Origin of the sequence: Arthrobacter sp. ES3-54, from assembly GCF_029504395.1 — a bacterium.
Lineage (GTDB): Bacteria > Actinomycetota > Actinomycetes > Actinomycetales > Micrococcaceae > Arthrobacter.
Genome location: NZ_JAQFIF010000018.1, coordinates 49,022 through 62,294 on the forward strand (window position 1 = coordinate 49,022; position 13,273 = coordinate 62,294).

10 protein-coding genes are annotated in these 13,273 nt (G+C 63.8%); 7 read left to right on the forward strand and 3 right to left on the reverse strand.

Features of this window, described 5'->3' with window-relative positions; all coding sequences use genetic code 11:
* Positions 1-167: 167 nt before the first annotated feature.
* The 3 genes from M2428_RS20065 to M2428_RS20075 all read right to left on the reverse strand — a co-directional run bounded on the left by M2428_RS20065 (position 168) and on the right by M2428_RS20075 (position 4,284).
* The gene (locus M2428_RS20065; RefSeq protein ID WP_277527730.1) at positions 168-1,682 is read right to left on the reverse strand and encodes an amino acid permease; all 1,515 of its coding nucleotides are present in this window, start codon (positions 1,680-1,682) and stop codon (positions 168-170) included.
* A gap of 74 nt (positions 1,683-1,756) precedes the next feature.
* Positions 1,757-2,689 (reverse strand): glutaminase, encoded by a 933-nt coding sequence (locus tag M2428_RS20070; RefSeq protein WP_277527731.1) that lies wholly within the window; start codon positions 2,687-2,689, stop codon positions 1,757-1,759.
* Positions 2,686-4,284 (reverse strand): helix-turn-helix domain-containing protein, encoded by a 1,599-nt coding sequence (locus tag M2428_RS20075; protein ID WP_277527732.1) that lies wholly within the window; start codon positions 4,282-4,284, stop codon positions 2,686-2,688. Before M2428_RS20075 ends, M2428_RS20070 begins: the two co-directional genes overlap by 4 nt.
* Before the next feature lie 461 nt (positions 4,285-4,745).
* On the opposite strand from M2428_RS20075, the gene M2428_RS20080 reads away from it, so the two are divergent.
* From M2428_RS20080 to M2428_RS20110, 7 genes are all read left to right on the forward strand, one after another.
* The gene (locus M2428_RS20080; protein WP_277527733.1) at positions 4,746-6,026 is read left to right on the forward strand and encodes an extracellular solute-binding protein; all 1,281 of its coding nucleotides are present in this window, start codon (positions 4,746-4,748) and stop codon (positions 6,024-6,026) included.
* A gap of 80 nt (positions 6,027-6,106) precedes the next feature.
* A complete protein-coding gene (locus M2428_RS20085) occupies positions 6,107-6,994 on the forward strand; it encodes a sugar ABC transporter permease (RefSeq protein WP_277527734.1) in 888 nt (295 codons plus the stop codon).
* Positions 6,994-7,983 carry a carbohydrate ABC transporter permease gene (locus M2428_RS20090; RefSeq protein ID WP_277527735.1) on the forward strand — a complete coding sequence of 330 codons (990 nt, stop codon included), beginning with the start codon at positions 6,994-6,996 and terminating at the stop codon, positions 7,981-7,983. Before M2428_RS20085 ends, M2428_RS20090 begins: the two co-directional genes overlap by 1 nt.
* A gap of 27 nt (positions 7,984-8,010) precedes the next feature.
* Entirely contained in the window at positions 8,011-9,351 is a 1,341-nt protein-coding gene (locus M2428_RS20095; protein ID WP_277527736.1) for a right-handed parallel beta-helix repeat-containing protein, read from the forward strand.
* Between the two features lie 145 nt (positions 9,352-9,496).
* On the forward strand, positions 9,497-10,588 hold the full coding sequence (locus tag M2428_RS20100; protein WP_277527737.1) for a LacI family DNA-binding transcriptional regulator: 1,092 nt from the start codon (positions 9,497-9,499) through the stop codon (positions 10,586-10,588).
* Positions 10,589-10,637: 49 nt separating this feature from the next.
* On the forward strand, positions 10,638-11,591 hold the full coding sequence (locus tag M2428_RS20105; RefSeq protein WP_277527738.1) for a carbohydrate kinase: 954 nt from the start codon (positions 10,638-10,640) through the stop codon (positions 11,589-11,591).
* Positions 11,584-13,137, forward strand: coding sequence for a glycoside hydrolase family 32 protein (locus M2428_RS20110; protein ID WP_277527739.1), 1,554 nt, complete (start codon positions 11,584-11,586; stop codon positions 13,135-13,137). The genes M2428_RS20105 and M2428_RS20110 overlap by 8 nt, the downstream gene beginning before the upstream one ends.
* The last annotated feature ends 136 nt before the right edge of the window (positions 13,138-13,273 follow it).

Below are 13,273 nucleotides of genomic sequence, written 5' to 3' on the forward strand. Positions count from 1 at the left end.
GTCTTCGCAACTGTCGTTCGACGCCGGCGGCTTGCCTGTGTTTGCGGCTGGCGGGTCGAGTTCCTGCAGAGTGCTAGTTCGGCCGGGACTGAGCGGGTTTCGTGGCCTCATGGAGGCTTTCACGTTGTGTGTCGGGTTGTGGGACTAGTCGGCACCGGGATGTTCGATTAGCGAATTGAAGTCCGGTTGGCCAGCACGGGCGCGGCGCCCGTGAAGCCGTCGCGGGTTTCGGCGATGTCGTGGATCTGTTTCCGGCAGGCGTACCAGCCGGCTACCATCAGCGCGCAGGCCACCAGGGTCACCAGCAGCGTGATCGGGGAGTCGATGAAGACCATGACGAGCACGCCGAGCAGGAATGCCAGGGAGAGGTACCCGGTGTAGGGGGCGCCGAACATCCGGAAAGAGGGGCGCTCAAGCCAGCCCTTGGCCGCCCACCGTTGGAGCTGGATCTGGCAGAGCACGATAGTGGCCCAGGTGACGACGATGCCTACAGAGGCGACGTTCAGGACGATCTCGAACGCCTGGCCGGGGACCAGGTAGTTCAGAGGGACCCCAAGGAGGGAGACGCCGGCGGTGATGGCGATGCCGCCGTAGGGGACGCCGGCCTTGTTCATCCGCTGGGCGAACTTCGGGGCCGATCCGGCCACTGACATGGAACGCAGGATGCGGCCGGTGGAGTATAGACCGGCGTTCAGCGAGGACAGGGCGGCCGTGAGGACCACGAGGTTCATGATGACGTCCACGCCCTGGATACCGATGGATCCGAAGAACGTCACAAACGGGCTGACGCCTTTTTCATACGAGGTGTAGGGCAGCAGCAGGGCGAGCAGAATGACCGAGCCGACGTAGAAGACGGCGATCCGGAAGACCACGGAGTTGATGGCCTTGGGCATGATCCTTTCGGGGTTTTCGGTTTCACCGGCGGCGGTACCGATCAGTTCGATCGAGGCGTAGGCGAACAGCACGCCCTGCATGAGGATGATCATGGGCAGCAGGCCGTTGGGGAAGAGGCCGCCATTGTCGGTGATGAGACTGAATCCGACTTCCTGGCCTTCCACGGGGGTGCCGAACATGACGAAGTAGGTGCCGACCAACAGGAACGCGACGAGGGCCGCGACCTTGATCAGGGCGAACCAGAACTCGAGCTCGCCGAACACCTTGACGGAGACGAGGTTGAGGCAGAGGACCACGACGAGGGCGATCAGCGCCCACGCCCACTGCGGTACGGCCCCCATCCAGGGGATATATTTGCCGAAGAAGTTCATGTAGAGGGCCGCGGCGGTGATGTCCACGATGGTGGTGGTGGCCCAGTTGATCCAATAGAACCAGCCGGAGATGAACGCGGCTTTCTCTCCGTAGAATTCGCGGGCGTAGGACACGAACGATCCTGACGAGGGCCGGTGCAGCACCAGTTCTCCCAGGGCGCGCAGGATCAGGAACGCGAAGAAGCCGCAGACGGCGTAGGCGATGACCAGTGACGGGCCGGCCGCGTTGAGCCGGCCGCCGGCGCCCAGGAACAGGCCGGTTCCGATGGCGCCGCCGATCGCGATCATCTGGATCTGCCGGGGCTTCAGGCTCTTGTGGTATCCCGAGTCCTCCGCGTGGATCAAGGCATCCGAAGCGTGGGCGTGGCCACCATCAGCCTGGTACAAGCCAACCTCGTCGTTGGGGTTGTTGGGCATGGGTGTTCCTTTCGATCTGTCAGAGATCTAAATGGGTTCTGGAGGGAGATTGTGGGGTACAGCCAGGCGTCAGATCAGAAGATCGACCACCCGGTGCGGTCGGACAGGTCAGCGAGAGCCGCCGTGCCTGCCAGGGAATTTCCCTTGGAATCCAGCCGCGGGCTCCAGACGCAGATGGCGCACTCGCCGGGGACGATCGCCAGGATGCCGCCGCCCACACCGCTTTTCCCCGGAAGTCCCACGCGGTAGGCAAACTCGCCGGCGGCGTCATACATGCCGCAGGTCAGCATGATGGAGCCGATGCGCTTGGCCTCGCTCCTGGAGATCACCGCGCCCTGCGCTCCGCGGCCATCCTGTGCGAGGAAAAGGCCCGCCTTGGCGACTTCCACGCAGGTCATCATGATTGAGCACTGCCTGACGTAGTTCTCGACCACTGCCTGCGCGGGCCGCCGCAGGTTGCCGAATTCCTTCAGGAAGTGGGCGAGGGCCAGGTTGCGGCTGCTGCTGGAGAGTTCGCTCCTTGCGGCGATCTCGTCGATGAAAGGACCCGGCTGACCGACCTGGCCGGTGAGGAAACGCAGGACCTGAGCGGCGGCGTCCGGAGATCTTTCCATCAGGTGGTCGGTGACCACCAGGGCGCCGGAGTTGATGAAGGGGTTCCGCGGGATCCCGTGCTCGACTTCAAGCTGGACCAGGGAGTTGAAGGAGGTCCCTGACGGCTCGCGCAGGACCCTGGACCACAACGAGCCGGAGTCATCGGCGCTGAGGGCCATCGCCAGGGTGAAGACCTTGGAGATGCTCTGGATGGAGAACGGAAGATCGGCGTCGCCGGACCTGAATACTTCCCCGGACGTCGTGGCAACCGCGATGCCGAAACGGTCGAACGGTGGGGACTGCAGGTGGGGAATGTTTGCGGGAACTGACCCCGCTTCCGTCCGGGGCCGGTGGCCGCGGACAATGTCAGCCAGCAACAAGCCAAGCGGCGGCGAATCAAGTGTTGTCATCATTTCTGGCCCGAGTGCTCCTTCTGCGTGCCGGCCCATTCCTGCACATGCAGCAGCGCGACCAGCGAATGGCGGGGATTGCCGAAGTCCAGGTCGGTGATCCGGCTGACCTTGCCGATCCGGTAGTAGACGGTGTTCTTATGCAGCTGCATCCGCTTGGCGCACTCGGCCACGTCGAGTGACGCGTCGAAGAATGCACGCAGGGTTACGGCCAGTTCCGCGTCGTCGCGGAGCAGGGCCCAGAGGCTGCGGTGCCGAAAGGCCGCCGTCGTAAAGTTCTCCACGGCGTCGTGGAAGAGGATCTCGGCTTCGAAGTCGTCCACCTCGGCCACCGGGGCTTCGCCGGACCGGCGCATGCAGCCCAGCAGGGCCTCGGATATTCCGGTCACGGAATGGAGGGAGAGCAGGTCGGCGGCCGTGGGTCCGACGGCGGCAAAGGTGCTGATGCCGAGGTGCTTGTTGGCGTCCTTGACGATTGCCTCGGCCAGGCTCCGCAGCCCGGCGCCGGCGTTGGCGGACTGGAGTCCGGGAAGGATCACAGCGGTGTCGCCACGAAACTGTCCCACGATGGCTGAGGGCTTGTAGGCGGCCGCATGGATTGAAGCGAGGTTGGCCAGCTCGCCGTGTTTGAGTGCGGCGTCGTTCTCCTGGGCTTCGGACGCCGAGAGGCCAATCAGGATCAGGGCCGCGGGACGGTCCGCAGGGATTTTCTCGCTGTGTGCGCTCGCCGCAGCCTCGGCGGGACCCGAGAGGAGGCGCACGATCCGGTCCTCGCGCATGTGCACGGACTGCTGGTTGCGGTACCGGATCAGCTCGGCGGAGGCCCGCGCGGCTGAGCCGGTGAGCACGTAGTCGACGTCGTCGCCGAAGCCGCCGCCGGTTTCCTGAAGCCAGATATAGCCCATGATGCGGTCGCCGGCGAACAGGCTGACGGCGACGCGCTCCCGCAGGCCGTCCTGAGGCCGGGCGGGCACCCGGACCGGCAGGCGCGTCCGGTGCAGCTCACGGTAGGCCCCGAGGTCCTTGAGCAGAAGTTCGTACTTGCGCGGGCCGCGCCGGGCCAGAATCGAGGCTTTGCGCAGCTCGTCAATGGCGTTGGTGACCGTGGAGTACGCCAGGACCTTGTTGGCGGCGTCCTCGATCACCACGTGGCTGGAGGTCAGGCGGGCCGTGGTCTGGGCGATGGCGAAGAGGTCTTCTTCGAGCAGGGTCAGTACTTCGCTCTGGTAGCTGGGCGGTTGGATCCTGTCCTTGGCGATGGACAGCAAGCGGTCCCAGTCTGCCGCCGGGTCCACCAGCAGCAGCCCGGTTCCGGCGGCGCGCAGCAGCTCTTCCGCTTCCGCCAGTTCCTCGTGGCTGCCCTTGACCGCCAGGACCAGGGGAGGGCTTTTCAAGAGGCGCCGCACCGCCGGCAAGGCGGAGCGTCCGCGCACGCCGATCAGCAGGACAAACGCAGACCCGCCGTCCGCGGTCTCGTCGTCGGCGTCAACTATTAGAAAGCGTTCGATCGCCGCGTCCGTGCGGGACGGCCGAAGCATCAGGCTGGCGAAACCGAGGGGGAGATCCGCGAGGATGTCGTCCACTGTAGCTGCGGCCATGGGCTTCCTTCTGACATCGGCACCCGCCCGGACTGCTTTGTCCGGACACCTCATGCTATCCAGCCACCATCGCCAAAAGTATGGAAAAGATCCTAAATTACGAGGCCCGTTTTAGGGCTGTGGACCAAGGCGTATGCCGCGGCAGTGCCGCGGCCCCAGACGTGACCGTGTTCCCCCGGCCCTGGCGCCGACAAGCGGCGGGCGTCCTGGCCACGACGTGAAATATCGCCGCCAAAACCTCTCAAATCCGCCACAATATGCCAAAACCTTTCTTCAAACAGCTGGGCCTCACATTGCGGCCGCTGCCAGCGGGGGCGTCAGGAGGGAAGACTTGTTCGGCGTGACTCTTGACACACTGAATCGGAACTCCTTACGCTGTGTGCCAAGTCGTTTTAGCAAAACGATTTTTCAACCCCATTCGATCTCTGAGTTTCCGTTCAAGAGAAAGGGAGCCGACAGCGATGTCCTCTCGAAAAACGATCTCCAGGCTTGCCGGCATTGGCAGCCTTTCCGCGGCTGTCCTGCTGGCCGCCACCGGTTGCGGGGCTGGGGGTCCAGCAGCCGCCCCAGGCAACGCCACGTCGGCCGTCACCGTCCTCGTCGAGGCCGGCGGCCACGCCGAACTCGCCGGAGTGGCAGACAAATGCAAGGCGGAAACCGGCCTTGAAACAACCTTCGTTGAACTGCCCTACGACGGGCTCTTCAACCGGCTTTCCAGCGAATTCTCGTCCGGAACAGTCTCCTTTGACGTCGCAGCGCTGGACTCCGTCTGGCTGCCGAACTTCAAAGATGCTGTCCAGCCGATCGACGAGCTGTTCACCGCCGAGGCCAAGAAAGACATCTTTCCCGCCCTCGTGAAGGAAGCCCAGGTGGACGGGCACTTCATCGGCATGCCGGCCTGGACCAACTCCGAAATCATCCTCTACCGCAAGGACCTGTTTGAGGACGCCAAGAACAAGGCGGACTTCAAGGCCAAGTACGGGTACGACCTCGCTGCGCCCACCACGTGGAAGCAGTACCAAGAGATATCCGAATTCTTCACGAAGGACGGAATGTACGGCACCGACGTCAAGGGCGCCGTGGAGACCGAATGGATGGCGCACGTGCTCCAGGCGGGCTCGCCGATGGTTATCGATGCCAACAACAACGTCATCATCGATAACGCCGCCCACAAGGAAGCCCTCGACTTCTACACCAGCCTGGTCAAGTCCGCCCCGACAGGCGCGGCCCAGGTGGACTGGGCAGCGGCACAGAACCTGTTCAACCAGGGCAAGACGGCCATGACCCGGTTCTGGGCCCATGCCTACCGCCAGATCCCCAAGGATGCTCCTGTCTTCGGGAAGGTGGGCACCGCGGCCATGATCGGCGGATCCGCCGGGGTCGCCGGCGTCCCCGGTCCGTGGTATCTCTCCGTCCCGAAGGCCACCAAGAACGCCGAGAATGCCAAGAAGTTCATCAAGTGCGCCTACGACCACAACGACCTCGGGATCGAGTCCACCCTGGGCCTGGCGGCGCGCATGTCGGCCTTCGAGAAGTACCAGGACAAGCCCGGCTACGAAAGCTTCAAGCCCCTGATCCAGACCCTGAGCGCCGACGCCACGGCCACGCGCCCCTCCACCGCGAAGTGGCAGCAGATCGTTGACACCGTACTGGTGCCGACGCTGCAGAAGGCAGTTGCCGGTGGGGACACCGCCGCCCTGCTCGCCGAGGCCAAGAAAAAGGTCCAGGACCTGATCAAGTAAGCCCTTCGTGGCCGGCGCCCGCCTGGAGCGGTGCCGGCCACGAAGATCCACCAAAGTGTCACCGAACAAAAGAGACTCCCGTGCGTATCCCTGATCGCCGCTTCGCGCTTTTCCTGATGGCCCCGGCAGCCGTGTTCCTCGCCGTGTTTGTCGCCTACCCACTGGTCCGGCTCATCACCGACAGCTTCTTCAAGATTTCCCCTGTCGTGGGCGGTTCCCGGGAATTCATCGGCCTCGCGAACTATGCCGAGGCGTTCTCCTCCGAGGCATTCACGTCCGCCGGATGGCGGACCCTTGCCTACACACTGATCGTCGTCAGCCTTGAATTCGCCCTCGGCCTGGGCATGGCCCTGCTGTTCACGATGCTGGGCAAGCAGTCGCAGGTCTGGCGGACCTTCTTCCTCTATCCGCTCATGATCGCCCCGATTGTGGCCGGCCTGCTGTGGAAGTTCCTCATGATCGATAACTTCGGGCTCGTGGGAACCCTGCTGCACCAGGCAGGAATCCTGTCCGACCCGAACCAGATCGGCTGGCTGTCAGATCCCTCGATCGTCCTCTTCTCCGTCGCGATTCCCGATATCTGGCTCACGACGTCGTTCATGTGCCTGGTGCTCTTCGCCGGCCTCCAGAACATCCCCGGGGACCTGATCGAGGCGGCGCGGCTCGACGGCGCCAAGGCACCGTCGCTGCTGTTCCGGATCATCCTGCCGCTGCTGAGGCCCGTGATCGCCGTGGCTCTTGTGGTCCGCGGGATCGACGCCGCCCGGGCCTTCGACACCATCCTCATCCAAACTAACGGCGGGCCCGACTCCGCCTCCGAGACCATGAGCCTGCTGATCTACCGGACCATGATCCGCTTCGGCGATCCCGGCCTGGCCAGCGCCATGGGCACCATCTACCTGATCGCCATGCTTGCCGTCGCCTTCGTAGCCGTGACGACCATCTGGCGACCCGGAAAGGACAGCTGATGAGCGCCCAATCCTCCACCAAGCCCGACGCCGGCCAGCCGGCAACCGACTACCGCCCCCGTCACTCCGGTTTCGTCTCCGCCGCCCCCCGTCTCGGTACCGCCGGGCAGCCCGCGCCGGAACGCACCAGGAAGCGCCGGAGCCGGAACAGGGAAGGCCTCGAAGCCGGCAGGCGCAGCACCCGGACGCTGCTGTGGATCATCCTCGGCGCAGCCCTGGTGGTCTACGGGTTCCCGTTCGTGTACCTGGTCCTGACCTCCTTCAAGACCCCAATCGACACGATCGCCGTCCCGCCCACCATCCTGCCCAGGGAGTGGACGCTGGAGAACTACACGTCGGCCCTCGGCCGCAGCGGTGTGCTGGCGTCCATGATCAACAGCGTCCAGACGGCGGTGATCAGCACGCTGCTGTCGCTGGTCCTCGCAGTCCCGGCCGCCTACGGCATCACGCGGTACAAGACTCCCAGCGGGCAGGTCTTCATCATGGCCGCCCTGGTCACCCGGATGGTCCCGCCGGTCGCCATCGGCATCCCGTTGGCGTCCATGATGGCCTCCGCGGGCCTGGCGGACACGCCGATTGCCCTGGCGATCGCGCACACCACGATTTCGCTGCCGCTCTCCATTTGGCTCATGGCCAGCTTCTTCGAGGCCGTGCCCAGGGACCTCGAGGAGGCAGCCACGGTCGACGGCTGCAGCCGGCTCGGCGCCCTCTGGCGGGTGGTGATCCCGGTGGTCTCCGGCGGCATCGCGGTCACCGCGATCTTCGCCTTCCTGGCGTCCTGGAACGAGTTCCTCTTCGCCCTCTTGATGACCGCGGTCCGCTCGCAGACCACCCCGGTGGTCATCGCCAACTTCCAGACCCAGTTTGGACTGGACTGGGGATCCATGACCGCACTCGCGGCGGTGTTCTCGATCCCCGTCATCCTTCTCACGCTTCTCTTGCAGCGCAAGATCGTCGCAGGCATGACGCTCGGCGCCGTCAAGGGCTGAGAAACCACAGCACAAAGGGAAGAACCTATGTCAAGCAACAACTGCTACGACGTGACTACGTGGCCCGTCGGCAATCCGTCCGAGGACGTCGGTGAAGTAATCAACAGCATCATCGCTGACATCAAGGACCGGCAGACGGTCACCGATGCGAACAATGGAGGAAAGCCAGGCGCGGTGATCTACATTCCGCCCGGGGACTACCACCTTCGTACGCAGGTGGTGATCGACGTCAGCTTCCTCAGGATCCATGGCTCGGGACACGGCTTTACGTCGTCGAGCATCCGGTTCAACGTTCCCGAAGACGAATGGCCCGACTTGCATGAGCTGTGGCCCGGAGGGAGTCGCATTCTCGTCGACATTCCCCTCGGCGGAGACGGGGAGGAATCCAAGGGAGCCGCCTTCTACGTTGAGCGAAGCGGGAGCCCGCGGATCAGCTCGGTCGAGTTCTCCAACTTCTGCATCGACGGGTTGCACTTCAACTCGGATGGCGCGGGGATGCATCCGGAGAACTCCTACGTCAACGGCAAGACCGGTATCTATGTCGCGAACGCCAATGACTCATTCCGCGTAACCGGCATGGGGTTCGTCTACCTTGAGAACGCTCTCACTATTTACAACGCGGACGCGCTTTCCGTTCACGACAACTTCATCGCTGAATGCGGAAGCTGCATCGAGCTGCGCGGGTGGGGGCAGGCATCAAAGATCACCGACAACTTGGTCGGAGCAGGCTTCAAGGGTCACTCGATCTACGCCGAGAACCATGGCGGGCTCCTGATAACCGCGAACAACGTCTTCCCCCGTGGTGCGAGCAGCGTCCATCTCGACGGCGTCACGCGTTCAAGCGTCACCAACAACCGTTTGCATTCGTTCTACCCTGGGATGCTGATTCTCGCAGCGAATAGTTCGGAGAACCTCGTGGCCACGAATCACTTCTTGCGTGACCATGAGCCCTGGACGCCCTTCCTGGGAGTCGACAACGGACTGAACGACCTCTACGGACTTCTCTGTGTCAGCGGCAGCAACAACTCTGTCGTCGGCAACCACTTCTCCGAGATCATCGACTCACAGAGCATCCGGCCGAAAGGTGCGACGCCTGTCATCATCCGGCTGATGGCCGGGGTTGGCAATTTTGTCTCCAACAACCACGTGGTGGCGATGGACGTTCACTCCAAGTCAAGTGACTCCTGCTTCTCGGCTCAGGTGGACGCTCTGTTGACGACCGAGGCTTCGGATGGCCTCGCCGTTACGGCCGTCATGGTCGATTCCGAATCAGCTCGGAATACGATCCTTGATTCCGGAAGTGACGCCCAAGTTATCGCAGATAGGGCTCTTAACGCCTTTAGGGCCACACCCACGGTCAGTTTCTAGGCGGCACATGCACTTGTGGCCCAGTAACCCGCTCAGGCCCGGCGAGACCCCCGGGGATCGCCATCCGGCCTCTGGGTCGAATTAAAACGCACGCAGCAATTACCCGGACGTAGAATCAGCATCAACATAAGGACGTGGGAGACCAATGAACAAGTCGGTTGGTATCAAGGACGTGGCAGCCGCAGCCGGCGTCTCTGTCACGACGGTCTCCCACGTCCTCAATGACGTTGTCTACGCCCGGGTGGGGGTGGAGACGAGGGAACGGGTCCACGAAGCGGCGCAGCGTCTCGGATACGGGCCGAACCGGCTGGCGCAGGCCCTTCGCACCCAACGTTCGGGCATGATCGGGTTCATCAGCGAGGAAATCGCCACCACACCGCACGCTGGCCGGATCATTTTGGGGGCCGAGGAGACGGCACGTGCTCGCGGGTACAACCTCATGATCATCAACTCCACCAGCACCAGCTCCCAGGATTCCAGGGAAAGTGATGTGGCGGATCTGCTGGACCGGCAGGTGGACGGCATCCTGTACGCCACCATGTATCACCGCAAACTGGCCGTCCCCAAGAACCTTGTCGGACTCCCGGCTGTCCTGGTGGACTCCGAAGACATCAGCCACACTGTTTCCTCCGTAATCCCCGACGAAATCGGCGGTGCAAGGTCGGCCGTGCAAACCCTGATCGACGCCGGACACACCCGGATCGGCATGCTCAACAACACAGACGACGTGCCGGCAACCCACTCCCGACTCAGGGCCTTCAAGGACACGCTGGCAAATGCCGGGCTGCCGTTCCACGAAGAACTGGTCCAGTCCGAGCATTCGGAGGTGCCCGGCGGCTACCAGGCGGCGCTGCGCCTCCTGAAACCCCAAAGCCGGCCCACGGCCGTGTTCTGCTACAACGACCGCATGGCCATGGGCGCGTACCGGGCCGCCGGGGAACTTGGTCTTAGGATTCCGGACGACATCTCCTTCGTTGGTTTCGACAACCAACAACTCATCGCCGAAAACCTCTACCCCGCACTGACAACCGTCGCCCTGCCCCACTACGAAATGGGCGCATGGGCAACCGAAAACCTGATCGACGCAATCGAGGGAAAAACTGACCTGCACCTGTTCGCAGCTCACCCGACCGCTCTTCCCTGTCCCATGGTCCTTCGCGATTCCGTCGGCTCCCCAAAACATAAGGACGCTTCCAGTAGAGCAGCACCGGACTCGCCTACACACGCCAACACCTGACCTCGAGCGCGTCCAGTAAGAGACGCGCACAACCCTCCAAGGACCTCAAATGCGCAGCACCCCAGTTCCCCCATGCCCTGAAACGGATGTCGTCGTCGTCGGCGAGGCCATAATCGACATCATTGACACCGCCGCAGGGCCCGTCGAGTTCCCAGGCGGATCGGGTATGAACGTCGCGTTCGGACTCGGTCGGCTAGGCGTCAGCACCGCATTTCTCACCGCACTGGGCAGAGATGAACGCAGCAAGAGTATCCAACGGCACCTGGACACCGCGGGAGTGCGCCTGCTTCCGGGAGCCGAACACCTCAACCGCACATCCACTGCCAGGGCGCTTCTGGACAGCAGCGGTTCCGCAGAGTACGAATTCGACTTCGAATGGAACCTCCCCCAAATCAGCCCCACTTTCCTCCCGAAGGTGCTGCATACGGGGTCACTGGCCTCCTTCATGGAACCCGGAGCAACCCAAGTCAGGTCCTTGCTGGAACTGTTCTCCCGCCGCTGCTTGATCACGTACGACCCCAACATCCGCCCGACACTGCTCCGCAGCCCCGCTGAAGCACTCAAGACCTTCGAACACACAGTTGCCCTGGCTACCGTCGTGAAGCTCAGTACGGACGATGCCCAGTGGCTCTACCCCAGCACGTCCCCTCACGACGTCGCGCGGCGGCTGCTTGATCTCGGGACAGAACTGGCAATCATCACGGATGGCGCATCCGGATCCTATCTGCGGTCGAATGCCGCCGAGATCGAAGTGCCGGCACCGACAGTGGTCGTCAAAGATACTGTCGGCGCAGGCGACTCCTACATGTCCTCGCTCATCGCTGGCCTCATCGAGGACCCCGAGGACGATTTCGGCTATGGCAAGCTCACCCGCGTGGGAACAGCCGCCTCGCTGGCCGCCGCGATAACCGTCGGACGGCACGGAGCGAATCCACCAACACGGGCAGAACTGATCCGATCCCTGGCACTGGCCCAAACTTCCCGAAAGAACTCCGATGACTGACACAACAACGCACCCTGCCGGCCCCGCCGAAGACACCGCCCCCAACTTCCGGCCGATACTTCACTACACAGCCAAGAACACGTGGCTGAACGACCCCAACGGACTCGTGTGGCACCAAGGTGTCTACCACCTCTTCTACCAAAACAACCCCTTCGACAACGTCTGGGGCAACATGTCCTGGGGACACGCCACCTCAACCGACCTTCTGCACTGGACCGAACACCCGGTTGCCATCGCCTGCGATGAGGAAGAAGACGTCTTTTCCGGCAGCATCGTGGTGGACCACGGCAATACATCTGGATTCGGCACAGAGGAAGATCCGGCCCTCGTGGCCATCTACACGAGCGCCTTCAAGGAAGGCTCGGCGCACCAAGGGACACAAGCCCAGTCCCTCGCGTTCTCCACGGACGCCGGCATGACGTGGAACAAATACGCAGGCAACCCCGTGCTTGGCCGCGGCTCGGCCCATTTCCGGGACCCCAAGGTGTTCCGCTACGAGGGACCGGCCGGTTCCTGCTGGGTCATGGTGGCGGTGGAGGCCCAGCACCAGCAGGTTGTGCTGTACCGCTCGGCCAACCTCAAGGACTGGGAATACCTGAGCACCTTCGGCCCTGCAAACGCCACAGGAGGTGAATGGGAATGCCCCGACCTGTTCCCGCTCCCCGTCGACGGAGACCCGGACAGCGTCAAGTGGGTCCTGGTGGTCAATATCAACCCGGGTGCCGTGGCCGGCGGCTCGGGAGGGCAGTACTTCGTCGGCGACTTCGATGGGGTGCAGTTCACCGCCGACTTTGATTCACTCGTTCCGGCGGATGCCGACGGGACCACGGATCTCAGACACTGTCTGTGGCTCGACTGGGGACGGGACTACTACGCCGCCGTCTCCTTCAGCAATGCCCCGGAGAACCGGCGCATCGTGATCGGTTGGATGAGCAACTGGGACTATGCAAACCAGACGCCCACCGGCCCCTGGCGGTCAGCGATGTCGCTCGCACGGGAACTGAGCCTGGCCATGGTCGGCGGCTGGCCGCAGCTCATTCAAAAGCCGGTCCTGCCGGACCTGGCGGAGTCCCGGGGCAGGGTCTTTGAACTTGCCAGTGCCGTGACGGTGGAGGATTCCTCGCACCCTGTGCACAGCTCCTCGTCCGGCGAGGCCCTGATCATCCGGGCGGAATTCCTGGCGGGTACCGCCCGCCGCTTTGGTCTGGACTTCCGCGAAACCGGGCCCGCCGGCGAGGTCACGGGCCAGACGACGCTGCGTTATGACGTGGCCGGCGGGGAACTGGCAGTGGACCGGACAGCCTCCGGCAAAGCGGGCTTCCATCCGCTGTTTCCTTCCGTCGAGTCGTGCCCGGTGACCCTTCGCGACGGCGTGCTGGCCCTGGAGATCGTGCTGGATCACTGCTCCGTGGAAGTGTTTGCCCAGCACGGTGAGAGCACCATTACGGATCTGGTCTTTCCGGCGCCCGGCGGGCGAACCGTCTGCCTCGTGGCGGACGGCGGGGACGTCACCCTGAGCCAACTGTCCGTCGTCGCCATCGGTTGAGGCGCGTCCGGTACCGTCGTGTCGGCGCGGCCTGCGCCGGCGCCGTCGGAACCGGTCATCATGGAGTGGGGGGGGGGGGGGGCCCCCCCCCCCCCCCCCCCCCCCCCCCCCCCCCCCCCCCCCCCCCCCCCCCCCC